Here is a 26,911-nt window from a genome sequence, read left to right on the forward strand (position 1 = left end):
TGGGCATGGCCCAAAAAAATGAAACAATCAAACTGAACTTGGTGGTATTATCATGCCTGAGACAGTTATTCAATATCTTCTAAACCGATTAAAGCAGCTGGGCATCAGGGATATTTTCGGCGTGCCAGGAGACTATGCATTTCCTATCAATAATGCCATTTGTGATGATAAGGAGCTGCGCTGGATCGGCTGTTGCAATGAGTTGAACGCCTCTTATGCTGCCGATGGTTATGCTCGTATCAATGGCATGTCAGCGCTGTCTACTACCTTTGGGGTAGGTGAGCTATCCGCGCTATCCGGCATCGCAGGCTCTTACGGGGAACACAATCTGGTATTCCACATTGTAGGAATGCCGGATATGCCGATTCAGGAGAGACATGCCATAGTACATCATACGCTTGGAAACGGAGAGTTCGACCCATTCATGACAATGGCTACACCAGTCGTATGTGCGAAAACAATGCTTACCCCGGAAAACTGCATTCACGAGGTCGAGCGTGTTATCGCGGCAGCCCTGGAGTATCGCCGTCCTGTGTACATCGCCATACCTCACAACTATGTGCATGAAAATATCTCACCCTCCCCGGCGCCAGTAAACGCGCCCGTCAAAAGCGATCCTGAGGTACTGGAAGAGGTGATCTCGACAATTATAAACAAGTTATCTAATGCAAAGAAAGCCTGTATTATGCCAGGTATCTTTGTTGACCGTTTTGGACTCAAGGACTTGACCACTGCCGTTGTTAATGCTTCGGGCTTACCTTATGTGACCATGGCGATGGATAAGTCAGTGCTCGACGAGACTAACCCCTCCTACCTGGGATTATATATCGGACAGCTTGCAAATCCTGAAATTCGGGAATTCGTGGAATCCTGCGACTGCATACTTGCCATAGGCACTATCCTGTTTGATGTTAATATGGGTTTGTTCACGGCAAAGCTTGACAAATCCCGGATCATCAATATCACACCTTCTGATGTCCATATAGGGTATGCCGATTACACCAATCTAAAAATGTTCGATGTACTGGAGGAACTCGCTAAAAGACTTCATAAGCGTACTGATGTAAAGGGACCTGTGGCTAAATCTCCTACATCGCCAGAGGTAGGCGCTGGCAACCCGATAATGGCTGATTATTTATACGCGAGCTACGCGAAATTTTTTAAGCCCGACGATATCATCTTAGTGGATTCAGGCACATCCTTTTACGGCTTACTGCCAATATTCTTACCTGAAGGAGCTAGGTTCCATAACCAGACACTCTGGGGTGCGATAGGCTGGGCTACTCCGGCTTCCTTTGGTGCCGCACTGGCTGCCCCGGACCGGCGCGTAATTCTTATAACGGGAGAAGGGGCGCATCAGATGACCGCTCAGGAGGTCACCCAGTTTCACCGCTATGGCCTAAAACCTATTATTTTCGTGCTGAACAATCAAGGCTACCTGATAGAAAGAATGCTATCCAAGAAGTTAGATTATCATTACAACGACCTGGTACAATGGCAATATCATAAATTACCGGAGGTACTTGGCTGTAATGGCTGGATAATGAGGAGGGCCATCACCTGCGGCGACCTGGATAAGATTATGACAGAACTGAATAATACTAAAACAGGCGCATATGTAGAGATAGTTTCTCCAGAGTTATCGGCGCCCCCGATTATGGAGGCGATTCATAACAATTTGTGAAACCTGTCAAACAAAGTGTCCTGCGGAAAGTGTCCTGCGGACATACTTTTATCTAAACCGCTTCGGAAAGGGTTATAAAGCCGGATATAATCCGGATCATCACTTGCGATCCCATTCATCACTTGCGGTCTCATAAAGATGCGTCACATCCGATTCAACCTCAAACGCAACTATTATTTCCATCCCACTTGAAAAGCTGCGTAATTCCGTTAATAAGAGAAGCCAAGCACAGCCCTGGAAACCTTCCCAAGTACCCCTTCTATATTGCATCCGAACTTCTTTGCCACAATAAGTGCCACTATCCGGATGTCCACAAGATAAGAAAGCCGGTCCTGCATGGAATTGACTTCGGAAACAAGCCTCTGCCTGTTCATTCCCGTATCCGCGGAAACGAAGTCAAGGATCTGTTCAAAGGATATTTCTTCCTTGTGGCGACCTGTGTTCCCTGATTTTCCGGGTTTCTCTTTGAATTCGAGAAAATCCTCTGGCGGCTTATAAGCGTGGGGAAGCCGGACACTTTCAACATCAAAACCAAGTACAAGTGCGCCATCTTTCAGGGAAAGTACGCCTGCTTCAAGGGCGCGGCCCTTTACCTCAGAAGCAATCTTCGGGGAAAACCATTTCAGGTCAAAGGCAAGGGAAAACTCAAAGTCCTTTTCCGGAAGAGAAGCTGTAAGATTTTTCTTAAAAGGAGCTGAAACAACACGTTTAAGTTCTTCCATTCACAAACCTCGAAAAATAACTGCAATGGGAAAGACAGTATAGCATATAATCCATACAGGCGTGAAGCTTCCTTCACGGGTGCAGTTTCACATTTCAAGAAATCCCTGGAAAAAGTAAATATCTCCGGCACAGAATCAGATTAAGCTGTACCGAAGTGAAATATTTTTGGAATATCTTTTACTGCAATTTACTGGAAATGAATTCAGAGGGTAACAAGCTTTGCATTGATGATTCCGGGAACTTGCCTGACCTCTTCAAGGATTGCATCAGAGACGTCGGTATCCACATTAAGAATCATCATGGTCACACCTCCGACTTCTGACCTTCCGACCTGCATGCCTGAAATGTTGATATTGTTTTTACCAAGAACCATGCAACATGGCCCGATAACGTTCGGTTTGTTAATGTGCTTGGCAAAGATCATACGGCCTGCAGGAAAGATATCTACCCAATCATCATCAACGGAAACAATCTTAGGCTCGTCTCCAACAACAGTTCCGGCAACCAGCTTAGCCATTTCTCCGCTGGTTAGCCTGATACTGACAGTTGAAGAATACTCTTCTGCGGATTCGGACTTGCTTTCCACTACTGCGATCTTTCTGGACTTTGCAAGGATAGGAGCATTGACGTAATTTACTCCGGAGCCGACAGCCATCTCAAGCAGCCCTTTGAGAGCAGAGACAGTAAGAGGCCTTGTATCTTTCCCGGAAATTTCCCCGTTGTAAGCGATCTCTACCTTTTCGTAGTTGCCGTCTACAAGCTGACCTGCAATTTTGCCCATGATTTCAGAGAGCCTGATGTAAGGGGCAAGGACTGCCATAGCTTCGGGCTTTACGGATGGGATATTGATTGCGTTCTTTGCAAGCCCGCCAGTAAGGACCGAAACAACTTCTTTGGCAATATCAATTGCAACATTAACCTGAGCTTCCTGCGTGGAGGCACCGAGGTGAGGAGTTACGATAACATTGTCAAAGTTAAGAAGAGGGCTGCCAAAAGGAGGTTCTTCAACAAAAACGTCCAGAGCTGCCCCTCCTACCTTACCGCTTTCAAGGGCTCTTATCAGGGCTTCTTCACTGATAATGCCGCCGCGTGCGCAGTTAAGAATCTTGACTCCAGGTTTCATGAGGGCAAACTGCTCATCATCAAGGATATTTCTGGTCTCCTTGATAAGAGGGGTGTGCACTGTGATGTAGTCGGCCTCTTTTGCTATTTCGTTAACCGTCGCCAGCTTGACTCCGAGTTCCATAGCCCGCTTCTCGGAGATGAAAGGATCATAGCCCATAAGGTTCATTTCAAGCCCTGAGGCTCTCTTTGCGACTTCAGACCCTATTCTTCCAAGTCCTATAACTCCCAGGATCTTGCCTTTGACCTCGATACCCATGAACTTGTTGCGCTTCCATTCCCTGGCTTTCAGGGAAGCGTTGGCCTGAGGGATATTCCTGGACATCGACATCATCATGGCAATTGTGTGCTCAGCTGCCGAAATCATATTTCCTTCAGGAGCGTTGGTCACAATGATTCCTTTCTTTGTGGCTGCATCCACATCGACATTGTCGACCCCGACCCCTGCCCTTCCAATTATTTTCAGGTTGTCGGCAGCCTCGATAACTCTCTGAGTAACCTGGGTGCCACTGCGTATTACAAGGGCATCGTATGCCCCGATCTTTTCCACCAGCTCGTTTTCTGAGAGGCCGGTGCAAACGTCAACATTAAAATGTTCTTTTAAAATCTCCAAACCTTCATTGGAGAGTGAGTCGCTGACCAATACTTTCATGTCAATTTCTCCAGATAAATACGATAAACGTGAGATGCTAAATTTTAACAAAGAATACCAATCAACTTAATCACACTTAAGCGTTATCACATGTTTTTAGAGGCGAATTCCCCCATTTTTGATCGTTAAAGCCCATTCCGCACGTTAACCTACAAGCCTTATAATCCCGATCCTAGGCTCGTAACACTGCCCTCCTGCGAGGAGAGAACGGACGACTTCTTCTACGACCTCTTCAGGAATACCTCTTGAGACTGCAGCATCTACAAAAGCAGCGTAATCAATTCCTTTGCCTCCACTCATTTCCCTGAGCAGTTCAAGTACGAATTCCTTCTGGTCAGCTTTGGCACCTGTAGTATCTTCGGCTTCAAAGTTAAGAGTTCTGAGCCCTTGCCTGATAGAGGCCCGGAGCTGTTTTGCAAATACCTGAGGAACGCGTTCCTTCTCAATGGCAATAGAAACTCCTTCGGCAAGCTCTTCGGAAACCCCCCTCTCAAGCAGGTATTCCCTGAGTGTTTCTCCACGGTACCCGCTTGCCAGGGCATCCGAAAAAGCCTCGAGCCTGTCGACGGTCTGTTCTGCAGTATCCACAACCCATCTGTTGCGGATTTCTTCATCTACAACGTTTGCTTCTTCCGCCCGGACAGAGATAAAAATCGAGCCTGGTTCGGGTTCGTAAATTCTAGCCTTTCCGGTAAGGGCTATGAAAGCAGGGACCTGGACCGTTGAAAAGAAAATAGAAGCATCAGGCTGGAATTGTCCTGCGTATACAGTAAAGGCTCCCGTAGGGTCAACTATCCGGGCTTTCCACATTTCATTTTGCGTACCTATGCTGTCGAGTTCGGTAAGCACGCCAACTATAAAGACACGGTTGAGAATAAGCCCCAGAGGGCTGATAAGAAGATTTGGGGATTTCGAATCAGCTGCTTCGGATGCAGACCTTGTAGATTTCTCAAGCTCTCTGCAGGCTTCAAATTCCTTTGCAAAAACCCTTTTTGCAACTTCCCTTTTAAGCAAGATTTATTCCTCCTCCAGAGACCTCTGAGACGTGATCCTCGTCATCCGGCCCGAGCCTGTGCAACAACTCGACAACTCTAACAGCAAGGTCATCTTCAGGCACCCAGGCACTTTCTGCAACAAAAGAAACCCCATATTCTCCTTTTGAAGAGTTCCCGCGTACTGCCAGGTAACGGCCGGTAAGGATCCTTCGCAGATCTTCATAGACAGCATCTTTAGAAATATCGGAAAACATGAGCTGTTCGGCTTCCTCAAGAGTTTTCCCATATATAGTCTCTGCAAGTTCCCTTGGAAACATGACTGACATTGCCCCTGTCCCGTCATCCAGTACGGCCTTAATCCGCATGTCTCTTACTCCTTCCACCTTGCCGTGCACCCTGCAGTTAGCTTTCTGAACCACACGGCTGCACTCCGGACAGCGGGAAATAATTCCTGAGCCCGGCCTGACAGAAACGACATTGCCTGCGGCAGCTATATCGAACATGCTGTCTTTTGAGGCTATTTCTTCAATTTTCATGGGGGCAGGATCTTTTGCTACGGACTCGAAAGTGAAAGCAAGCTTTTCAGCTTCTTCAGGCCCCACTGAAGAGACTTTAGTACTGCTGAGGATATTGATCGAAGGCATTCCTCTGAACATGCGGATCTGAGCCCCTTCGATCCTGATTATGCTTCCTATATCAATGCCCGGAAGTTCTACCCAGGCAGTAAAGGGCAATCTGGCAGTCTCATCTCCAAGCACGCCGGAAATCACTTTTGACTGTCTGCCCCTGACCAGGACTTCCCTGTGAGAGAGTTGAAGTATGCAGGCTACGGTGCCTATAGAGAAATCTGCAGCACCTACACCAATCAGTTTCTTTGCAGGGCTCTGGGAAAGCTCGGAAAGCTGGGGGAGTGAAGAGTCCGAAACTTTAGATACCAGAGATTGTTCCCCTATGGAAAGCCTGATCCTGTTCTGCCAGAGGCGAGTATAGGCATTTCTGATATTGATTACATCCCCAACTGAGCCTGGCAGTTCTTTCCAGGAAGAAAACACGACTGAACCCGTTTCGTCTGCAAGAACCCCGGTATACAGTTTTGAAGGGCCCTCCTTAACTCCCTCCTGAGGGCGGATTGCCTTTTCCCCGATATCCAGGATTCTGCCTGTTATTTCAAAATTCTTAAGGGCAGCTGAAAGGTCTTTTACCTTCAGAATTTTTCTTTTTCCACCAAACTTACGGAGTATGCTCTCCTTCGCAACCTCCGGCGGGACACGAAAAGCAAGAAGTTTGTCGAATTCTGCACGGATGCCAGTCTTTTCAATATCTCCAAGCGCCCTGGTTAGCTCTTCAAGATGGGGCGCAATTTTTTCATCCATTTTAAGCCTCCATTCGAGACAATAATAAAACAATTCAAATATAAGGGTTTTAGGTTTACTTTACGATTGCAGTAATTTACAACTGCGGGCATTTATAGGTAGTCAGGGTTCAGGACTTTATATTTCCGGTACCTGACATAGACAGATACTTGATTCATAGCAATAAGATATTAGAAAATCATTAACGGTTAGATTAAACAAATTTCGTCCCAGTTAATCTTTTCTTTTATCTTAGTCTATTATTTAATCTTTTAAACATCACTTTTAAAGGACAATTGTTCAGAAATTGTGATCCCAAAGATATATCTCTTCAGGACAAAATCTTTTCCCTGACAAAATATTGAAAGAATTATCTTTGAAAAAACAAACAAGATTCGTGCCAGAAAAACAGATAAGATCCGTTCCTGAAAAGCAGATAAAATCCGAAAAATAGAAATTAACGGCTTCCAAAAAGATAGAACCGAATAAAAAGTCGGAAAGAAATAGAAGAGTAAAAGGGGAACTAAGTATGGAAAGTATAAAAGAAAGGGATTTACAGGTATTAAAAATAGCGACAGCTACATTTATGCTGGCAGTCATATTCACATGCTCTGCAGGTTCTGCAGCAAATCTACAGGTGAACCCTGCAGCAGACGGAGGCTATACCACAATACAGGCTGCAGTAGACGCCGCAAATGCCGGAGATACTATTTTTGTAAGCCAGGGAACTTATGTTGAAAACCTCAAAATAGACAGAGAGATGAGAATCTGGTCTGACTCGAGAAACCCTGAGAATACGATTGTAAAGGCAGCCGACCCTGCCGAAAGTACCGTTGAAATAACTGCTGCCCGGGTAACCTTCAGCGGATTTGGGGTTGAAGATTCGGATAAAGCAGGGATTTTGCTGACAGGAACTAATTACTGTTATATCAACAATAACCGGGCCAGAAACACAGAAAACGGGATTCTTCTGCAGGATGCGGGAAGTAATAACATAAACGGCAACATTATAACCCTGAATGAAATCGGGATAAGGCTCGAAGGCTCAGACTCAAACACAATCCAGGACAATCTCGTTGCTTATAATTACGGACCCGGGATCTCACTTGAAGAAAGCAGCAGGAACATTATCTTTAACAATTACTTCAAGAATGCCGAAAATGTAGAAGACAACGCCGTAAACGCGGATAACACCTGGCAGAGCACCCTCACAACAAAAATCAACCTCGTCCGCGGTCCCTTTATAGGCGGGAATTTCTGGGCAGACCTTGAAGGCACAGGTTACAGCGAGACCTGCGTGGATGAAAACAGTAATGGGATATGTGATTCCGCATACTCCGTAACCGGAGGCGGGTCCGATAACTCCCCGCTTTTCCCGAGAGTTCCGGGTGCAATTACAGCCCTCGATAACAAATTAGATGCCGAAGCTTATGAACAGGGCATGGCAGCCAGAGAAGAGGCAGGAAATGAGACTGAAACCCCTCTGGAAGAAGCAACAGAAGAAGCAACAGAACCCACTGAAGGAGAAGAAACTCCCGAAACTGAGCCTGAAGAAGAAAACGGAGCTCCAGCACCAGGTCTCGGATTTACGGTTCTTGCAGCAGGAGCGGCTTACTTACTGAAGAGGAGAAAGTGAAGAGAAGAGAAAAATAAGGAGTAAAAAGCTCTTAAATATTAAAAAGAGATAAGAAGAACGGCCAGTTAGAGCCGTTCTTTTTACTCGTGAACTTATTTTACTATATTTGGTTTTTTTAATATTGAATGTATTCCATCGCGCTTTTTGAATTAGTTGCTAATAGAGCCATATCCATAGCCCTGCGCTACCCAGTTTTCAACATTGTGATCAGACGGTCCCAATGTGTTTGAGCCTGAGCCTACCTCAACGTAAGGGGATACGTTCCACATAACGTTATCACGAACACTGATCGACCCTTTTGCATTCCAGTTACCAATGCCTGCACTGCTGCTTGATCCTTTGTAATCATGCATAATGTTGTGATGGACATCCACGTTCGTCAGTGTATTTTCCAGCTCAACACAGCACCAGCCAGAGCCTGCACTGCCTGTGAAGGTGTTATGGTCAACCTCAATATTTGCACAGTTGTCCACCCTGACACCTGTGTTGGTCTGAACCTCAACATAACAGTTGTACATTCTGGAGTCTTTAGTGCCGGACAAAAATGACACGCCATCATGTCCTGAGGACTGCATTCTGCAGTTATAGACCTCTATTCCGGAACTTTTACTGATTCTGACACCGTCACTATACAGATAGCGAGTTAGTAAGATATCGTGTACTTTACTATTGGTTACGGATGTGAATTTTATGCAGTTTCGATATGCTCCGTGACCTCCATCTTTAGGTCCGGTTGCTGTACTTTGGAATTGAAGATGAGATACTTCAACGTTAGAAACACCTGACCCGAATATATATGCAGGTGATCCCTCGGAGTTGCAGACTGAACCGGTAGCATAGATTATTGTATCGTCACCTGCACCTTTCAGTACTACATTAGATTTCAAAATTATAGGTGCACTTATCTTATAAGTGCCAGCAGTAAGGAGAACAACTCCCGGGTTACTTGCTGTTGCTCCTGATGCTGCAGAATTTATTGCATTGTTAATTGCAGTCTGGGCATCTGATCCAGATGTCGGACTTACGGTTATTGTATTTTGTGCGCCTAATGCCGCGGGTACGGTTGTTAAAATAAGGCATGCTGCTAGGAATAGGGTTCCTATCTGTCTTTTTAGCATCGTATCACCTTTGGGTTGGATTGGAACTTGAGTAGACTCAAAAAATCATAGAGTTAGAGTCTATTTTTCCCAAAAGCATACACAGCTGTTAAACTAAGACATGTGGTCAGGAATAGGGTTTCCTGTTTGACTTTTAGCATCGTATCACCTTTGGGTTGGATTCAGAATTTTGGGTAAACTCAAAAACTATGGCAGTTATAGCTCTCCAAAAGTTGATACGGTTGTCATAATAAGACATGCTGTCAGGAATAGGGTTCCTAAATTCGTTTTAAGCATCGTATCGCCTCTGGATTGGATTTAGAATTTGAGTAAACTCAAAAACTCCAGGAAAATCGTAAATCTTCCAGGATATTCTCAAAATTCCATATTACGTCGTACTCGTAATGTTTTTTCCGAACTATCTAATTAGACCGAGTATATTCCAAATATCTAATTATGTCGGATCTATACGGTAATTCAAAAATTCTAATTACGTCTGCGTAATATTTTTGAATCTATCCAATTCTATTCTCTGCGTTTTGTGGGACGAACACGGTGCAGAGGATTTTCCACTCTCCAATTACTTATAGGGATCAGTCACTGGAGTAGAGTCGAACATAAAATTTTGCCTTAAAGCATTCAAACTTCGATGCTGATCACAGGATGCTGCTCCTTCTGATCAATACTGTCTATTCACTAAATATAGCGTCTAGCCAGGTCAACTCTTGTGAGGAATTTTCGCTATTTACTATTCATTGTTTAATTGCTGAGTTGACATCTAAGATTCATAAGGGTTATATTATAAAAGATTTTGCATTAATAGACAGAACGTTGAGAAAAATAGTACTTAATATTAAAATGTGTTTAAAAAATAACAGGTTTTAAGTAAATAACTGAAAAAAACGAAAAAGCTAACGAAAAAGCTAACGAAAGTAGATAAAAGAAAAAGGGCAGTTCTCCACCCTTTTCTTTCTGAGAATCATTTGTGGGCAAAATAAGCCACTACTTTTTCTCCATCTACGGCGTCAATCCTGCAGAAGCCGAAACGTTCGAACTGAACTATTTTGTCAAGTTCAGTTGCAATTCCGTGTTCTCCAATTCCTTCAATATCGCCTTCAGGACCACGTACCTTAACAGATATACCGTCAACAGGAGCCCAGTGGATAATTTTTGCCTTTGCTTTTTTAAGGGCTTCAAGCGAAATATCAGAGTGTTTTGCCTGAAGTGGAGAAAGGGAAGTGATTTCAATGTTGCAGAAATCTTTTAAGCGGAGGATGGAGCCAACTTCCAGCTTTTCGATATCATCCTTACAGACAAGCACCTTATTTCTTACGGCAATTTCCCGAACCCCTCTGGAATGGTCAGTAGGGTGGAGAGAAAGTTTAGCAACTGTAGGCTCGGCATCTATAAGTTCTAATTCTACCGGGTCCCAGACAAAGAAGTACCTGTTTGCAATGGGATCTACAATCTTGCGGTTTTCTGCATAGAGGGACTCCATGCTTATACTTACGTCAGTCATCCCGACTCCCATCTCTATCATGAACTTCCTGAGAGCTTCAGCCATTATTCCGCGGCGCCTGATTGCCCGGATTGTTGGCAGGCGAGGGTCATCCCAGCCGCTGTATTCTCCGGCTTCAATGGATTTGCGCAGGGTGCTTGTGCTGAACTTTCCGAACTCGTGGATCTTGACCCTCCCCCAGTGGGTTGTTTTCGGGTACGTCCAACCGAAATACTTATAGATATATGTCTGCCTCTTTTCACTATCTATAAGATCTTTACCCCGGATGATGTGAGTCATGCCGAGCTCGTGGTCTTCGATAGCGCCTGCAAAATCCAGGAGGGGCCAGACAATGTATTTATTTCCAATTTCAGAGCGGGGATGGGACATTTTTCTAATCCTGAATGCCCCCCAGTCCCTCAGAGCAGGGTCTTTATGGTCTATATCTGTCTTTATACGCAGTACAGCCTGCTGGTCTTCATATTCCCCGGCAAGCATCTTTTCCCAGTGCCTGAGGTTTTCTTCCGGGCTTTCATCCCTGTGCGGGCAGGACTGTTTGGCATCCTTTAACTGCTTGAAGTCCTCTCCTTTACAGAAACAGACATAGGCTTTGCCCATCTCGATCAGCTTTTTTGCATAATCGTAATAGATAGGGAAATGGTCAGAGGCATAGACAACCTGATCAGGCACAACTCCGAGCCATTTGAAGTCATCCAGGTACCATTCGTAGGCTTCAAGCATAGGGCGCTTTATATCAGGATCGGTATCGTCAAAGCGCAGGATAAACTTGCCTTTATATATTTTTACATATTCGGAATTGACTACCATGCCCCTTGCGCTGCCTATAGTTGCGGGTCCGTTAGGGTTAGGGGCAAAGCGCATCACGACTTTACCGGTCTCTGCCCCTTCGAGGGGTTTTAAACCTTTGTCAGGTTCCTTCTTCACACTCAGGGCTTCTATAAGCTCGGGAGCAATTTCTGACAGCCGGGTTTCCCAGGCTTCTGGATTCCCTTTAGTAATTTCGGAAACAATAGTTTCAAGGGCAATGGATACTCCATTGGGGTCAGCCCTTAGCTGGGGATATTCCCCCATTACTTTGCCCATTACAGCTTTGGGCTGAGGGGCTTTTCCGTATTTTACAGCGTTTTGAAGGGCGTATTTTTCGATTATTTTAATATCTTCAGGATCTAAGGTCATAGAAGCTTCTCCAGAGGTAAACCTTGATTAAATCACCATTGATAAGATGAGAATATTACACGAGTCAGACTGTATGGATAAACCTACGGTAAGGTAGACAGCTCCATGAGCTGCACTGAATTCGAGGATTGCAGGAAAAACATGTAAATAGGGTTATAAAAAGCCACCGAAGCCCGGAACTCCACAGAAAGAACCGAGAAAAAAATATGATAACAAAAAAGCACATCCGTAAAAGGCTTTTAAGGGCAAAGCCTTTACTTCGGAATGGAGGCTTCAATTTCCCGGATGAGAATTATTTTTTCATTGATTTTGCCCAGATCTCGTTCAAAGTCCTGCAGGAATTTAGGGACAGCATCTCCTGGCACGGCGCCCTGAGCTGAAGGCTTGATAAGATTTGCCTGTTCAAGGACTCTAAGGGAATAACGTACCTTATGGTTCTGCATCCCTGTAACCTCTGCAAGTTTAAGGATTCCTATGGGACCTTCTTCAATTACCTTTTTGAGCACAATCAGGTGGCGCTCTGTAAGGTCAAGTTCAGTTCCAATATGCTCAAGAAGCATCAGACAACCTCGTTTCTAAGTGTTCCGATTCCCTGGATCTCGACTTCCACGGTATCTCCCCTTTGCAGTTCTCCAACTCCGGGGGGAGTACCGGTAGCGATTACATCTCCTACTTCCAAGGTCATAATCTCGGTGATGAATTCAATAAGGTGAGGAATGTCAAAAATAAGGTTTGAAGTGTTAGATTCCTGCCTGGTTTCCCCGTTTACTCTACAGACGATCTTTGCATCGCTAACATCAATCTCTTCTGCAGAGACGATATAGGGCCCGAATGCCGCAAAGGTATCAAAACTCTTTGCCCTCGTCCACTGCCCGTCCTTTTGCTGGATATCACGTGCAGTCACATCATTAAAGCACGTATAACCTGCAATCACGTCCTCAGCCTTTTCAGCTGAAATATTCTTGCAGCGCTTTCCGATTACGACCGCGAGTTCGGCTTCATAATCCACCCTCGAACTGGATGCAGGGTAGATTATCTTATCTCCATGCCCTATAACTGCAGACGGAGGCTTTAAAAAGAGAATAGGGGTTTCAGGAACTTCCATGTAAAGCTCCCCGGCATGGTCCTTATAGTTCAGGCCAACACAGACGATTTTAGAGGGAAAAGAGGGCGGTAGAACGCGAAGTTCCGAAAGTTCAAATGTCCCGGCAGAGATCCCTCCATTGGGATACACCTTCCCGTCTTCGATTTCTCCATAAAAAATATTATCTCCCGACCTGAACCTTCCAATCATAGCTTTGCCTTCCTTATTCTATTTTCGAGGAGCTTTTTACCTGCTCTCTTTCATTTTTTAAAAGGATATATCGAAACTTAAATTTTAACTCTTCGCCCACTGGCATCCCGTGAATATTTTCCGAGCTCAGAACCAATGAGTTGAACCCCGGAAAACACAGGCCCGTCCTTGCAAACCCGAAGACCGGACTGGTCTATGCAGCATGCCCCGCAGACTCCGATGCCGCATTTAAAATAGCGGTGGAGGCTGAACTCTGACTTTTCCAGAACCTGTCTCTCTTCCAGGAGCCTGAAAACCGAAGACATCATTATTTCAGGACCACAGACTGCAATTCTGTCATAGGCTGCGACATCAAGGTTTTTGAGGACATCGGTCACAAATCCTTTAACTCCTTTTGAGCCGTCATCGGTAGAGACATAAACCTTTCCAAGGGCTTCAAATCTACCCTCAAAAAGCAGGTCTCCGGCGCTCCGTGCCCCAAGAATTGTATTCACTTCAGCACCTGCAGCACAGGCTGCCTCGGCATAGGGAGACAGGGGAGCAGCTCCGACCCCTCCAGCTATAACAAGTACTTTTTCACCTTTAGCAGGAAGGGTAAAGCCCTTTCCGAATGGGCCCCTGAGCCCGAAAGAGTCTCCTTCTTTTAACTCAAAGAGCTTTAAGGTTGCCTCCCCTACCTTCTGGACAGTTATGGAGTTATTTCTGGAGAGGCCCATGGGAACTTCGTCCACGCCCCTGATCCAGACCATCACAAACTGGCCTGGCTCCATGTCCTCAAACATGTGGTTAAAGAAAAAAGTCCTGACAGCAGGAGATTCTTCAGTTATCTGTGTTATTGTAGCATTAAGAGGAAGCATCAGACCATCTCATGGGCAAGCCCTATAATTTTCTTTATATCCGAATAACCTTTCCTCTCGAGGAAAGCTTCTATCCCTGCACCGATTTCAGAGAATACATCCACCCTGTTGTATACCGCAGACCCGACCTGAACAGCTGCTGCTCCTGCCATCATCATTTCCACAGCGTCTTCCCAGGAAGAAATCCCTCCAACTCCGATTACCGGAATTTCGAGGGCGGTGTAGAGGTCATAAACGCATTTGACAGCTACTGGCTTGACAGCTTTTCCGGAAAGCCCTCCTGAGCGGTTTCCAAGAACAGGGTATCCTGATTCAATGTCAATAGCCATTCCTTTTAAAGTATTGATTGCAACGACAGCATCCGCGCCCCCGGATTCTGCTGCATTTCCGATGCATGTGATATCTGCAACATTGGGCGTCAGCTTAACCCAGACAGGAACATTAACAACATCCTTAACCGCCGCTGTAACTGCCTCTACCAGGCAGGGGTTCGAACCTATTGCAGCCCCATACCCTTCGGCATGCGGGCAACTCACATTAAGCTCGAAAGCGTCAGGCTTTGCAGGAAGCAGGCCCTCTGCAACTTCAGCAAACTCAGAGGGATTTCCGCCGAAAATGCTTGCAATTACAGGCGCTTCAGAGTTTTTTTTTGCAAACTCGAGCTCCTGCAGGAAGCCGGGATAGGAAGGGTTCGGAAGCCCCATTGCATTTAAAAAGCCGCAGTCCAGCCTGACCATGCTGGGGTTGGGGTGTCCGGTCTTGGGAGCAGGACCTATGGATTTGGTCACAACTGCGCCTGCTCCCCCTTCACGCGCGACTCTGTAGAGGGAAGCGCCGGTGGTCCCGAGCACCCCGGCTGCAAGAATGGTCGAGTTTTTTAATTTAAGTCCGGTGAGAGTATACATTGAATAACTCCGTTTCCTGCCCGCAGGCAGTTTTGTATCAATAATCGTAAGAATCCCCGGAATCGCACGCATCTCTGGAGATCTGAAGGAGCGCTTCTTCAGCCAGCCTCTTGCCGCCCATTTTCACAAGCCTGTGCCCGAGTTCCCTGGCTTTTTCAACACCACCCCTCATCGGGATAAACTCATCAATCCGAACATCTTCCCTGCCGTCAAGGGAAAGGACTTCAGCCCGGACATGGATTTCTTTCCTATCAGGTGTAAGCTCTGCATAGGAACCAATAGGAGTTGTACAGCCCCCTCCTAGTTCGGAAATAAGGATGCGTTCAATTTCAGTAACAATCCGGCTCTCGGTATGGTCAAGCCTGGCAACGGCGGCTTCAGCTTCAGTACCTGCTCTTGTTACAACTGCAACCGTGCCCTGGTTCGGGGAGGGGCAGAAAAAGTCAGGGGAAAGAATTTCTCCTTCAAGCTCCCAGCCCATGCGTTCAAGCCCTGCTTTTGCAAGCAGGATACCATCATACAGTCCCTCTTTAAGCTTCCTGAGCCTGGTATCGATATTGCCTCTGAGGTCCTGGGTGATAAGGTCAGGCCTGTAACGCCTGATCTGTGCAGTCCTTCTCAGGGAACTGGTGCCTATAATGGCCTGGTCGGGCAATTCGTCAAGAGTACTCCCATCGTACGTAAGCAGGATATCAAAAGGGGTATCCCGTTTCAGAACTGCAACAGTAGGAAGTACTGGCGGGCGGATCGTGGGCATATCCTTCATCGAATGGACAGCGATGTCGATTTCTCCTGCAAGCATGACATCATCCAGTTCCCGGACAAAAGCCCCGACTCCTCCGGATACGGCATGCAGAGGGCGGTCAGTAAACCGGTCTCCGCTTGTTTTTATTATCTTAATACTGGTTTCAACGCCCTGCTCTTTAAGAAGGCGGGCGACATTCTCGGTCTGGGCAAGCGCAAGCTGGCTGCCCCGGGTACCTATGATCATGTGGAATCCTCAAACGTTTTCAAAGATAAATCTTGAGAGAAGATAAAATCCTCAGAGATTTTCCATATAAGCTTCAAGGGTCTTTTCAATGTCCTCTTCGCTGTGGGCTGCAGATATGAAGTTGGTCTCAAACTGGGACGGAGGCAGGAAGACCCCGCTTGCAAGCATCCTGTGGAAGAAAGCAAGGTAACCTTCCTTATCGCACTTCAGGACCTCCTGGTAGTTGTGAGGCTCTGCCCCGAAGAAGATCTTGAACATGGAAGCAATTCCGCATACATTATAGTCAAGCCCTTCGTCCTCAACGATTTCTGAGAGTACAGCCCTCATGTAATCTCCGGTTGAATTCAGCTTCGCGTGAATATTTGCCTCTTTCAGGTAATCAAGCACGGCAATGCCCGCAGCCACAGAACATGGGCTCCCGCTGAAGGTCCCTGCCTGATAAACAGCTCCGGAAGGTGAGATCATTTCCATAATTTCGCGGCGGCCGCCAAAGACCCCTATAGGTAGACCTCCGCCCACAATCTTTCCAAGGGTGGTCATGTCAGGCACTACCCCGAAATATTCCTGCGCCCCACCCATTGCAAGCCTGAAACCGGTAATAACCTCGTCGAAAATGAGAAGTACATCATTTTCTTCCGTGAGTTTTCTGAGCTCTTTAAGGTATCCAGGTAGCGGGAGAACAGGACCTATATTCCCGAGTACGGGCTCTATTATCACTGCTGCAAGGTCGTCCCTGTTCTTTTCCACAAGCGTGGCCATTGTTTCCATATCGTTATATGGGGCCTGCAGGGTATGTTTGGTAAAATCTGCAGGGATGCCGAGGGAATCAGGCTCTCCAAGGGTAGTAGCTCCTGAACCTGCCTTTACGAGCACAGCATCATGGGCGCCGTGAAACCCTCCTTCAATCTTGATGAATTTATTCTTGCGTGTAAAGCCGCGAGCGAGGCGGAGGGCGCTCATAGTAGCTTCCGTGCCTGTGGACACGAAACGGAGCATATCAATGCTGGGATAATAGCTTGCAATTTTTTCTGCAAGGGTCACCTCAAGCTCGGTAGGAGTTCCGTAGAGCCAGCCTTTATCGAGCTGCTGTTTGATTGCCTCCTTTATTACAGGATGGTTGTGCCCGAGGATAGCAGGACCGTAGGCAAGACAATAGTCAATATATTCATTTCCGTCAAGGTCCCTTATCTTCGAACCATCCGCAGAAGCGGTATAGAAAGGATAGGGTTTGATTGCTCTCACCGGACTGCTAACCCCGCCCGGAATAAGGGTCTTTGCTTTCTCATACATCTGTCTGGACTTATCAAGTGTTACCTCAAACGTCATGGGAATCTCACCGGATGGACTTAAATGTTCGATAAAGGACTGTAAGTAGATTAAATTGATTAGATTTTAGTAAATTAAATTGATTAAGCAAATTGGAACAGGTTTTGACTTAACCGGAAATTGAATTAAACGGAGATTTGTTAATGTTAATATATGAATGACATGAACTCCCGGGTTAATATGTAAACCTTGAAGTGAAGCAAGCTTTCGTTTTCCAGTGAGCTTCTGGATTAAGATAATGCTCTTTTCTGTGCTTCTTATTTATCTTTATAACAGAGCCTTCACCTATTAAGCAGTTATTGATGGAAACAACCATTGAAGATAGCATACAGGCAAAAGACAGGCTTAAAAACAAAAGGTAAGAAAGGGATGCGGGAAAGAAAGCCCTGACTGAATCCCCTTAAAAGCAGAAGTGCCTGGAAAGAAAGCAGTTACTTAAGCATTCGGGCAGCATCCTTCGCAAAGTAGGTAATAATGAAATCCGCCCCTGCCCTTTTGATCGAGATCAGGGACTCGTAAATAGCTTTATTCTCATCAATCCATCCATTAGCTGCAGCTGCCTTGATCATAGAATACTCCCCGCTTACATTGTATGCTGCTGTTGGCATTCCAAATTCACTCTTGACCCTGTATATGATATCCAGGTAGGGGAGGGCAGGCTTTACCATAAGGATATCTGCCCCTTCTGCCACATCAAGGGTTACTTCCCTGAGAGCTTCGTCGCTGTTTGCAGGGTCCATCTGGTAGGTCGAGCGGTCCCCGAAGGAATACCCCGATTCGGCAGCTTCCCTGAAAGGTCCGTAGAAACAGGAATGGTACTTTGCGGCATAGGACATAATGGGAATGTTTTCAAATCCGCTGAAATCAAGCGCCTGTCGGATTGCGTCTACCATCCCGTCCATCATTCCCGAAGGAGCCACCATATCAGCTCCGGCTTTTGCATGGCTGATGGCAATTTTTCCCAGGACTTCAAGAGTAGGGTCGTTAAGGACTTCCTTAGTCTCAAAGTCGATTATCCCACAGTGCCCGTGGCTTGTATATTCACACATGCAGATGTCAGTGATCACTACAAGCCTGTCTCCGAGTTCGGCTTTGATTCTCCTTACAGCTTCCTGAACGACATCTGTTTCCCCACAGGAAGAGCTGCCCTCAGCATCTTTAAATGCTGGCACTCCGAAAAGAATCACTGCAGGAATCCCGAGCTCTGCAATCTCTCTTGCCTCTTTTACAACCTCTGAGAGAGGAAGATTATATATTCCCGGCATGGAAGAAATCTCAACAGGGGAATCAATATTCTCGTTCACAAAAATAGGCTGGACCAGGTCATCCACGGATAAAGTGGTCTCCCGCATAAGGTCCCTGATCTTTCCCCTTCTCAACCTTCTTAACCTGACTTCTGGAAACATGTGATCACTCCTGATTAGAAACTATTTTTGAAATATGAACTGCTTTATTTGTGAATAGATTTATCCGTGAATTGATTTATCCGTGAATTGATTTATCCGTGAATTGATTTAATCTGGAAATTCTTCTGCCTGTAAATTGTTTCTTTTTTCCCGTGCGCCTCAGCTTAATCTTTTACAGCGTAATGTTCTTTAACTGTTGTCTGTTCTTTAACGGTAGTCTGCTCTTTGTTACATCCGGGCTTTATTTTCTCAACCCTTACTCTGTCTTTATCGAGACAAAAGACTCTTGAAACCACATCAAGAAACTCTTCATTTCCGAGTTCTGCAGCCTGGCGGAGAACTTTGGTAGGCTCTGCCAGGATCTTGTTAACGATTGAATGAGTGAGATCGTCAAGCACCTCGGTTTCGATCTCCCCGATAGTATGATAGGCACAGAGCCTGTTGACTGCTTTTTCCCTTTCCCTTACGCGGACATCGTAGACCTGCCGGTAAAGCTCGGAAATCAAACGGTCAGCTTTCTGGCGCTTGTACTGGAGGTTTAAGAGCCTGATTTCTTCCTGGATAATAGCTTCAGCTTTTTTTGCTTCTTCTTTTCGCATCTTAAGGGTTCTTTCACTTATGACCCTGAGATTATCGATATTGCAGAGCTCGACACTTTCCAGTTCCACAACAGATTCCTCGATATCCCTGGGATTTGCAATATCGATAAGAAGGAGCTTTCTATCTCTACCCCGAATAGCTTCTTCAACTATCTCTCGTGTAAGGATATAATGGGGAGCTCCAGTGCCACTGATCACGACATCCGCACCCGGTAGATAGCCCCTGATATCATCAAGCCTGACCGCGTGCCCTCCGAGCTCGTAGGCGATTTCTTCGGCTTTCTTAAAAGTGCGGTTTGCAATGTAAATAGCTTCGATATCCTTTTCGGCAAGAGCTTTTGCGACCAGGACTCCTATTTCTCCGGCTCCGATTACAAGCACGGATTTTCCTGTGAGCCCCCCGAAAATATCTTCGGCGAGGTCCACAGCCGCAGAGCCTATGGAGACCGAACCCTTATTGATCCGGGTCTCGTTCCTGATCCTTTTGCCTACCTGAATGGCCTTTTCAAAAGCCGTATCAAGGATCTTGCCAGTTGTTCCGGCTTTCTTTGAATAGGCGTAGAGGTCTTTTATCTGCCCGAGGATCTGGTCTTCTCCTACAATCATGGACTCAAGCCCACCTGAAAGCCTGAGCAGGTGCTCCAGGGACTCATCGTGCCCGTAAAAGTCAATGATATGGGTGGAAGCTCCCATTTCCTTTGCAAAAGAGAAAAGTACACTGCTGCTCTTGGGGGAAACAACGTAGATTTCAACACGGTTGCATGTTTTTAAGACAACGCACTCGTACACATACTCACGGCTGTACAGGTTATGGAGCAGCCCGTCCAGATCTCCGTGCCAGGCGGACTCCATTTCCTCAACCTTCGCTTTTTTATGGGATATAACCATACTTGAGATTTCTGTCACAGAGAGCCTCCGGATAGAATGAATACAGGAAATAGAATGAATAATATAAGGAGTTATAAATTAAACTTTGTCCAGAAATCCTCAGCCATTTTTCACTAAAGGGTTTCCATTTAATGGTTAGTTATTCAAGGTTAATCACTCAAGATTAATTATTCAAGGGAAGATATTAATGAGTAATTATTAAAAGGTAGTTATTAAAGAGGATTATTACAAACATTTTTATCACAGAAGGTTTATTTTCATAGATTAATTATTTTCCTTTCAATATGCTCTGCATGTTACTCTGCATAGGCCTTTGAGCCTCCAGCCAGATTTTACAGTTGGAAGTTCCCGAAATTGTCCTAGATTATCCGAATTGTCCTAGATTATCCGAAATTATTGCATATGCTTCTTCTGTTGCCTTTTCATACGATTCAGAAAAGCCACTCCAGACACTTTCGCTTTCAAGGACTTTCCAGAGAAGGGCTTTTCTTTTTCTCTGTTCTTTCACATGCAACTTGAGGTAACTCCTCAATTCGTCCTGAAGCCTGATCATATCGGAATATGCAGGAGTTATCACCCCTTCGATCCGCCTGCGAGTGTATTTCGAGACCGCAGGGCTATGCCCAAGGGTAGAGATCCCTATTACCAGGTCTCCTCTTTTGATGACTGATGGGATTACAACACTACCTAAAGCATCCACCTGATTAATCAAAATATCGCTTTCCCCTGCAATATCAGTGATTTTCCGGTTAAGTTCGGAACTGCTGGTTGCAGGAATAACAAGAAAAGCCCCTGAAATGATTTCCCTGAGTTCGGAGTCCGCTGCTGCCGTGAGGTCAAGCATAAGCAGCCGAACCTGTCCCGAGACCTCAAGTTCCTGCAGCCTTTCGGAAAAGCCGAGGCTGACAACAACAGTGTCTGCGCAGCCGCAGAAAAGTTCAGCCTTGCGTTCCCCGACAGAGCCACCCCCGAAAATTACGATTTTCCTGCCTGAAAGGTCAAGCATGAGGGGGAGAAAGTTATTAGTTCCAGTCATTTCCAGGGACCTCGCAAATTAAAGTTTAAATAAACGCTTAATAAATGGGCGATAAACGCCTAATAAATACCTGATAGACGATTAATGATTGATAACAAACGATAATAGATGCCTTAAAAGCAGTTTTTACAGCCATCGCATCCTTAAAGCCTAACTCCTGTTTTCTTGAACTCTCTGTCACTGAAGAAAAGGGTATAATCCTTAACTCCGGTAGCTTCCGAGATCCTTTCAGCCACTCTTTCACAGTCTTCGGGGTTATAGGAATGGACCATTGTAAACAGGTTATACTGCCAGTCAGGATAGCGGGGGCGTTCATAACAGTGCGTAACTTCGGGAAATTCAGCCATGATATTCCCTATCTTTTCGATCTGCTCATCAGGAACGTTCCAAACGCACATTGCATTTGCTGTTATGCCTATAGCCCTATGCCCGATTGAAGCCGCAAAGCGACGGATCTTCCCAGCTTTCTGGAGGTTTTTAAGCCTGTCAACAACCTCCTGTTCACTAATTCCAAGCTCAGAAGCAAACCCTTTGAAAGGAGAATGAGTGATTGGAATTCCGTCCTGCACGAGTTTTAGCAGTTTTACATCCGTTTTGTCCATAATTTCACCTGATATCAAACTTTACCTGAATCTTAAAGAGGTGCTTTGTAGGAAGATCAAGAAGAGGACAGCCTGTTTTCTCTCTAATCTCGCTGAGAATCTCCTCAAGCCTATTTTTGCTTGGAGCAGAAAGCGTGAACCAGAGATTATATTGCGCAGCACTTCTGAGATAATTATGGGAAACTTCGGGATACTCGTTAACAAAAATAGCAATTTCCTCTATGCGGGATTCGGGCACTTTCAGGGCTACAAGAGTACTTACGCCCCCCATATTTCTCGTGCTGAGGACCGGGCCTACCCTTCTTACTGCCCCTTTCCTGTTGAGTTCACGCAGCCTTTCAATTACCTCAATTTCCGGAAGCCCGAGAATCTCGCCTAACCTTGCAAAAGGTTCGATATCAAGGGGGACTTCCTGCTGGATAAGGTTGAGGATTCTTTTGTCGGTCTCATCAAGTTCTATTACCGGAATTTCCCTGTCATTAGGATCCATATCACAGGAAAAATCGACAGCCTCTTTCCGGAGCTGATCTTTTAAATTATCAATGCCAATCATCTCGATCACTATCATTTTTTTCCGGGACTGTATATACAGTAAGGCTCTTCTCCGAGATAGTCGCCTGTAGCAGCATAGGCTCTTGCCCTGCAGCCTGCGCAGACCTTTTTATATTCACATATCCCGCACTTACCTTTAAGCTCTTCGGGATCTCTCAACTTTCTGAAGACCTCAGAGTTTTCCCAGACGTCCTTAAAAGGCTGTTCCCTTATATTTCCGGCAAGCATGGGAAGGTAGCCGCATGGATAGACCTCACCAACGCTTGATACGAAGCAGAAACCAGTCCCCCCAAGGCAACCCTTTGTCATGGCTTCATAGCCGTGGGTCTTTACGGAGAGCTCGATGCCTTCTTTTTTTGCCCGCTGGCGCATGATTCTGAAATAATGAGGAGCACAGGTCGCTTTCAGCTGGATTTCCGATTCTTTCTGCATATCGTAGAACCAGTGAAGGAGACGCTCGTAGTCTGCAGGGGAAACCTCATCGGATTCTTCTCCCCTGCCTGTGGGTACAAGGAAAAAGACATGGTAAGCAACTGCCCCGAGCTCTTTTGCAAGCTCAAAGGTCTTCGGGATTTCCTCAAGGTTGCGCCTTGAAATCGTTGTGTTGATCTGGAAGGGAAAATCTGTTTTCCTGAGGACTTCGATGCCTGCAAGCGTCCTTTCAAAAGCCCCGGGCATGCCCCTGAACTCATCGTGAGTCTTTGCAACCGCTCCGTCAAGGCTGATGCTAAGCCGCTGGACTCCTGAAGCTTTCAGCTTTTCAACAATCTCAGGGGTTAGAAGAGTGCCGTTTGTTGCGAGCACAACTCTGAGCCCGGCATCAGTCCCATATCTGGCAATCTCGAAGACATCCGCTCTGGTGAGAGGTTCGCCTCCGCTCAGGATGAGGATGGGCTTTCCAAGCTCTACAACCTCATCGATGAAATGCTTAGCTTCTTCGGTTGTAAGCTCCCCTTCGGGAACCGAGGAAGTGGAAGACCCCCTGCAGTGCACGCAGTTCAGGTTGCAGCCCGCAGTAAGTTCCCATGCGATAAGCCTTGGTGCATTTGTCATGGTAATCATAAATTAAGGGTTTCTGTTAATAGAAATCAGAGTTTATGAGATTTATAAATTAACGATTCAGGGATTTGCACTACTATCAGATAACTGAGTATAGGTCAGAACCAATATTACTTAAAGTTAGTATAATTGAAATGTGACAGGTCATATTAATAAAGTAATATTAATATTCTGCCATTTCAAACGAGAACCTATAAAAAGAGAAGAGGAAGTAAAGCTTGTCTTGCCGGAAAATTGAAGATTTTTGATGAGATCTTATTAAGCAGCAGAGAAAATTTCAAATCTACTGACGACTTTTATCCTGAAAATTATGCTTTATATTTAAGTAGTTAAGGAGTGAGATTTCCCGATTTTAGCAACTCTCCACCATTCAATTAATCAGCAGATTCATAATGCATGTCATAATACTCATTATTAACTTTTATATAATTAGTTCCGTTATTGGATGTTATTTCGCCGAATTCCGATACACTTTCACGATAATCGGAAGGAACCTTAATATTTTCCCCAGGGTTCATTACTGCTTCTTTAACATAAGGATACTTCTCAAGATCTGCTAAACTGAATTCCACATATTTCTCTGGCGTTTCTTGAAGTTTATCTACTCTAATGTACATACCAGCTCCAGGCTGATAAATCACTAAAAAGAAAACGAGAAGTAGTGCTAAAAAGGCAAAAGAAATAATCATTAAAGCTGTTGTTCTTGAGTTCATATAACACTCTCTCCAAACATACCATAAAAATAAAGTACAGGATTTAATCCTGCACAAAATAATTTAAAAATGATTCCATACGTCATCGGTTAAGCGTCAGGGGATCACTCTCGTATTTGTTTTGATAATAATAATCTAAATATTAGTGCATCTATGTCTCCTCGTCCCCCACCTACTCTTGAAGACTCTCTTCGGGAAATGTTTCCCGAAGAGTGGTTAAGACAAACTGCCAAAGAAACTGGCCTTATAAAACGTGAACGTAAAATTGATCCTCATGCGTCTTCGGTTAAGTAAGGAATCGTGATATATTGCATCCATTTCCACAACAGGTGTTCAAAATTTTAACGTATAAGGAGATGAAACAGGGGTCGATTTTAGGAAAAAATTGGGCAAAATTGAGGCAGACTTCTGGTACAAAATCGATAGCTTTCGGGCAAGAAAATTCCTTAGCTGATGACCAATGAAGTCATATATTGAATTTTGGGATATGCTCATCGAAAAAAATGCAAGTGAGGACTAACCTTTTTGTTAAAACCATGGAAGTAACGAATTGCCTGTTCCTTTTTTATTCCCCATCTTTAAACCGTCAACTTTTCCTTCTTCATTAGACATATAATAGGATTTTGCAATCAATTTTTTCAGCGCAGGTGCTTCTTCAGTGAGATTTGTTGTACCCATGATTCCGTAATAAACTATGAAATAGTCTTCTCTACCTTTAAGGAAGGGCCTCTCATACACTAGAAAGTATCCAGATGTTTCAGGGCTTTCATACCCTGTTGAGTTAAAAGATGTGAGATTAGGGAAATTTTCAACTTCACGTCTTTCAGTTTCTTCTTGAAGTTCTGTACTAATATTCAGTTCCCGATGGAACATATTACCGTTTTCTTCCAGATGGCGATAAAGCAGATCTTCTCCTTTTAAAAATTCAGATTCATCATCAAAATACCAAACATTTATAAATTTTCCTCCAGAATAGTTTCCTGCATTACAATAAGGTGAAATTTCCGGAAAAGATGAAGTACAGTTCTCTACATTTCCTTGCCAGGCTCCAGGGATGTACCATCCTGGCATGCCCTCTGAGGAGGGCAGTCCTGGGCCTATTTTAATGAGGTCAAGCACAAGCCATACTCCGATAAGAACAACTATCAAAAATATTAAAAATATTATCTTTTTATTCACTTTCTTATAAAACATTTACATTCCCCATTCAAAAAAATATAATGGGCGATTAAGGTCTCACCCTTATTGTCATATCTTCCAGTCTAGCCCCCAAACGGCATCTAGTGAGTTCATGAACTCACACACTTCACCCAGTCACATACTTGACCCATGTTGCCATAGCTCCGGTCCAGCTTCCAAAAGCCAGGTAGCGTGTAGTGGTTGTACTCCATGTATCATGTAAAAGTACGTAATCAGTACTCCCCTCATAATATCCCATACAAGTAACACTATGCTCACCATAGTCCTGACTGCAACCAATAGCTGTCCCGCCGTTTAACATGCTAAGTACGAAAGGTCTATTTGCATTCACTTCGGTTTTTACCTCGCTCCATGAGACATAATAATCATTACTTGCCTGAAACCTGGGATAATTGTACGTATCACAAACCGTCTCTATGCCATCATCAATATTCCATGGCCAAGTTGCTCCATTTCCTGGCCAATCTGTACCCATTGCTTCCGCTAATTCATCTATTAGAGAATCTCTTGATGGGAAATTAGAATACCCATGAGTATCCCAATATCCTAATACCATTCCAGCCGCAGTTGGAGAACAGCCATCGCGCCAGGGATAATATGGCACACCACTGATCGAGTATTCTACACTGGAAGAGGCAGAATAACTTGAGGAATCAACCATTTCTTTTTCTAAGGCAGTCCATTGTGCATTTGCATTTTGTATTCTCATTTCTTGTTGCTGTTGTAAATATGTGTTGTTAAAAAAGTAGTCTTCACCTACAGGAACATTCACATTTGATTCATTAAAGTTTACTATAGTCGAAAATGGCAAATCCACTATTACTTTTTCTTTGATATTACCTTTAGTATCGGTTAGGGTATACTCTGCATAGTAAAATGTTGGGCCTAAGTAAAGAGGTTTCATCTTTCCAATAGTCAGCTCTTCTTTAGAATTATTTTCAGATATTAGTTTGTTAGCATGTTCTTGTACCAGTGATTCAGAACGAGTTGTAAATTCTGGAATTTCATTAGGTATCTTACCTTTTGAAAACTCCAGAACTGGGCAATTATCCTTTGTCGCTGAAATAAAAATATGACCTATTTGTTGCTTATTTTCCATAATATTAAATGAATAGGCTGACTTTTTACCATCAAGATCGTAGTAGACAGTAGAAAGATTCACTGTTGCATCCCCCATTCTGAAAAATTAGATAAAGATCCAGAAATCTCTTTTATAGAGAAAGACGCAACTTCCTCAGCTTGTTTTACGCTGACTACATTTAATGTGTCAGTCCCATTTAATGATTCTTCCTGTGCACTCGCAGCCGACACAATCGCCATGCTCACCAGCAGCATTGCCAAAATTAGCGTTCCTATTCCAAATTTCTTTGTTATCATCGATTTCTCTCCGGTTCATTTCCCAGGAGACAGAATCAGGCAAGCCTTAAATAACCGCAAAGCTAACACTAACCATGCCTCCGGGCACAATGGGGTTCAAATCTACTCTGGAAGGTTCGTTTGAACTCTATAAAGTATTCTAGCATATCC

General features: G+C 44.8%; 25 protein-coding genes. 3 read left to right on the plus strand and 22 right to left on the minus strand.

Annotation, left to right across the window (positions count from 1 at the left end; all coding sequences use genetic code 11):
- Nucleotides 1–52 precede the first annotated feature (52 nt).
- Complete coding sequence (locus ACZ5A8_RS19130) at nt 53–1,684, plus strand: alpha-keto acid decarboxylase family protein (protein ID WP_464530941.1); 1,632 nt, start codon at nt 53–55, stop codon at nt 1,682–1,684.
- A 209-nt stretch (nt 1,685–1,893) separates the two neighbouring features.
- Here the strand turns inward: ACZ5A8_RS19130 and ACZ5A8_RS19135 are convergent, their stop codons facing one another.
- From ACZ5A8_RS19135 to ACZ5A8_RS19150, 4 genes are all read right to left on the minus strand, one after another.
- Complete coding sequence (locus tag ACZ5A8_RS19135) at nt 1,894–2,406, minus strand: DUF2240 family protein (RefSeq protein ID WP_464530943.1); 513 nt, start codon at nt 2,404–2,406, stop codon at nt 1,894–1,896.
- Nucleotides 2,407–2,609: 203 nt separating this feature from the next.
- A complete protein-coding gene (gene serA, locus ACZ5A8_RS19140; protein WP_464530945.1) occupies nt 2,610–4,181 on the minus strand; it encodes a phosphoglycerate dehydrogenase in 1,572 nt (523 codons plus the stop codon).
- A gap of 144 nt (nt 4,182–4,325) precedes the next feature.
- A complete protein-coding gene (locus ACZ5A8_RS19145) occupies nt 4,326–5,195 on the minus strand; it encodes an RPA family protein (protein WP_464530946.1) in 870 nt (289 codons plus the stop codon).
- Complete coding sequence (locus ACZ5A8_RS19150; RefSeq protein ID WP_464530948.1) at nt 5,188–6,549, minus strand: Single-stranded DNA binding protein; 1,362 nt, start codon at nt 6,547–6,549, stop codon at nt 5,188–5,190. The genes ACZ5A8_RS19145 and ACZ5A8_RS19150 overlap by 8 nt, the downstream gene beginning before the upstream one ends.
- Nucleotides 6,550–7,057: 508 nt before the next feature.
- On the opposite strand from ACZ5A8_RS19150, the gene ACZ5A8_RS19155 reads away from it, so the two are divergent.
- A complete protein-coding gene (locus ACZ5A8_RS19155) occupies nt 7,058–8,164 on the plus strand; it encodes a NosD domain-containing protein (RefSeq protein ID WP_464530949.1) in 1,107 nt (368 codons plus the stop codon).
- Between the two features lie 149 nt (nt 8,165–8,313).
- Here ACZ5A8_RS19155 and ACZ5A8_RS19160 read toward each other — a convergent pair whose 3' ends face one another.
- The 15 genes from ACZ5A8_RS19160 to ACZ5A8_RS19230 form a co-directional block, all read right to left on the minus strand.
- The gene (locus ACZ5A8_RS19160) at nt 8,314–9,282 is read right to left on the minus strand and encodes a glycosyl hydrolase family 28-related protein (RefSeq protein WP_464530951.1); all 969 of its coding nucleotides are present in this window, start codon (nt 9,280–9,282) and stop codon (nt 8,314–8,316) included.
- Between the two features lie 958 nt (nt 9,283–10,240).
- Nucleotides 10,241–11,956: a glutamate--tRNA ligase gene (locus ACZ5A8_RS19165; RefSeq protein WP_464530953.1), complete on the minus strand. Its 1,716-nt coding sequence runs from the start codon at nt 11,954–11,956 to the stop codon at nt 10,241–10,243.
- 254 nt (nt 11,957–12,210) lie between these two features.
- On the minus strand, nt 12,211–12,516 hold the full coding sequence (locus ACZ5A8_RS19170) for a hypothetical protein (protein WP_229390789.1): 306 nt from the start codon (nt 12,514–12,516) through the stop codon (nt 12,211–12,213).
- A complete protein-coding gene (locus ACZ5A8_RS19175) occupies nt 12,516–13,250 on the minus strand; it encodes a fumarylacetoacetate hydrolase family protein (protein WP_464530954.1) in 735 nt (244 codons plus the stop codon). Before ACZ5A8_RS19175 ends, ACZ5A8_RS19170 begins: the two co-directional genes overlap by 1 nt.
- A 77-nt stretch (nt 13,251–13,327) precedes the next feature.
- Nucleotides 13,328–14,107 (minus strand): dihydroorotate dehydrogenase electron transfer subunit, encoded by a 780-nt coding sequence (locus ACZ5A8_RS19180; protein WP_464530956.1) that lies wholly within the window; start codon nt 14,105–14,107, stop codon nt 13,328–13,330.
- Nucleotides 14,107–15,012 (minus strand): dihydroorotate dehydrogenase, encoded by a 906-nt coding sequence (locus ACZ5A8_RS19185; protein ID WP_464534208.1) that lies wholly within the window; start codon nt 15,010–15,012, stop codon nt 14,107–14,109. The genes ACZ5A8_RS19180 and ACZ5A8_RS19185 overlap by 1 nt, the downstream gene beginning before the upstream one ends.
- Nucleotides 15,013–15,049: 37 nt before the next feature.
- Entirely contained in the window at nt 15,050–16,003 is a 954-nt protein-coding gene (gene hemC, locus ACZ5A8_RS19190; protein WP_464530957.1) for a hydroxymethylbilane synthase, read from the minus strand.
- A 51-nt stretch (nt 16,004–16,054) separates the two neighbouring features.
- Nucleotides 16,055–17,329: a glutamate-1-semialdehyde 2,1-aminomutase gene (gene hemL / locus ACZ5A8_RS19195; RefSeq protein WP_464530959.1), complete on the minus strand. Its 1,275-nt coding sequence runs from the start codon at nt 17,327–17,329 to the stop codon at nt 16,055–16,057.
- 431 nt (nt 17,330–17,760) lie between these two features.
- Entirely contained in the window at nt 17,761–18,735 is a 975-nt protein-coding gene (hemB, locus tag ACZ5A8_RS19200; protein ID WP_464530960.1) for a porphobilinogen synthase, read from the minus strand.
- A 164-nt stretch (nt 18,736–18,899) separates the two neighbouring features.
- Entirely contained in the window at nt 18,900–20,240 is a 1,341-nt protein-coding gene (gene hemA / locus ACZ5A8_RS19205) for a glutamyl-tRNA reductase (protein WP_464530961.1), read from the minus strand.
- A gap of 346 nt (nt 20,241–20,586) precedes the next feature.
- On the minus strand, nt 20,587–21,258 hold the full coding sequence (locus tag ACZ5A8_RS19210) for a precorrin-2 dehydrogenase/sirohydrochlorin ferrochelatase family protein (protein WP_464530963.1): 672 nt from the start codon (nt 21,256–21,258) through the stop codon (nt 20,587–20,589).
- Nucleotides 21,259–21,401: 143 nt separating this feature from the next.
- The gene (gene ahbB / locus ACZ5A8_RS19215; protein ID WP_322225017.1) at nt 21,402–21,860 is read right to left on the minus strand and encodes a siroheme decarboxylase subunit beta; all 459 of its coding nucleotides are present in this window, start codon (nt 21,858–21,860) and stop codon (nt 21,402–21,404) included.
- A gap of 4 nt (nt 21,861–21,864) precedes the next feature.
- Nucleotides 21,865–22,428, minus strand: a complete 564-nt coding sequence (ahbA, locus tag ACZ5A8_RS19220) for a siroheme decarboxylase subunit alpha (RefSeq protein ID WP_464530964.1) — start codon at nt 22,426–22,428, stop codon at nt 21,865–21,867.
- Nucleotides 22,425–23,474, minus strand: coding sequence for a heme b synthase (gene ahbD, locus ACZ5A8_RS19225; protein ID WP_464530966.1), 1,050 nt, complete (start codon nt 23,472–23,474; stop codon nt 22,425–22,427). Before ahbD ends, ahbA begins: the two co-directional genes overlap by 4 nt.
- Before the next feature lie 371 nt (nt 23,475–23,845).
- On the minus strand, nt 23,846–24,184 hold the full coding sequence (locus ACZ5A8_RS19230) for a hypothetical protein (protein ID WP_464530967.1): 339 nt from the start codon (nt 24,182–24,184) through the stop codon (nt 23,846–23,848).
- A gap of 153 nt (nt 24,185–24,337) precedes the next feature.
- On the opposite strand from ACZ5A8_RS19230, the gene ACZ5A8_RS19235 reads away from it, so the two are divergent.
- Nucleotides 24,338–24,478, plus strand: a complete 141-nt coding sequence (locus ACZ5A8_RS19235; protein ID WP_464534270.1) for a hypothetical protein — start codon at nt 24,338–24,340, stop codon at nt 24,476–24,478.
- 234 nt (nt 24,479–24,712) lie between these two features.
- On the opposite strand, the gene ACZ5A8_RS19240 is transcribed toward ACZ5A8_RS19235, so the two are convergent.
- The 3 genes from ACZ5A8_RS19240 to ACZ5A8_RS19250 all read right to left on the minus strand — a co-directional run bounded on the left by ACZ5A8_RS19240 (nt 24,713) and on the right by ACZ5A8_RS19250 (nt 26,761).
- Nucleotides 24,713–25,378 carry a hypothetical protein gene (locus ACZ5A8_RS19240; RefSeq protein ID WP_464530968.1) on the minus strand — a complete coding sequence of 222 codons (666 nt, stop codon included), beginning with the start codon at nt 25,376–25,378 and terminating at the stop codon, nt 24,713–24,715.
- 112 nt (nt 25,379–25,490) lie between these two features.
- Entirely contained in the window at nt 25,491–26,546 is a 1,056-nt protein-coding gene (locus ACZ5A8_RS19245; protein ID WP_464530970.1) for a C39 family peptidase, read from the minus strand.
- Nucleotides 26,543–26,761: a hypothetical protein gene (locus ACZ5A8_RS19250; RefSeq protein WP_464530972.1), complete on the minus strand. Its 219-nt coding sequence runs from the start codon at nt 26,759–26,761 to the stop codon at nt 26,543–26,545. The genes ACZ5A8_RS19245 and ACZ5A8_RS19250 overlap by 4 nt, the downstream gene beginning before the upstream one ends.
- Between the last annotated feature and the right edge of the window lie 150 nt (nt 26,762–26,911).

The organism is Methanosarcina subterranea (assembly GCF_055385895.1).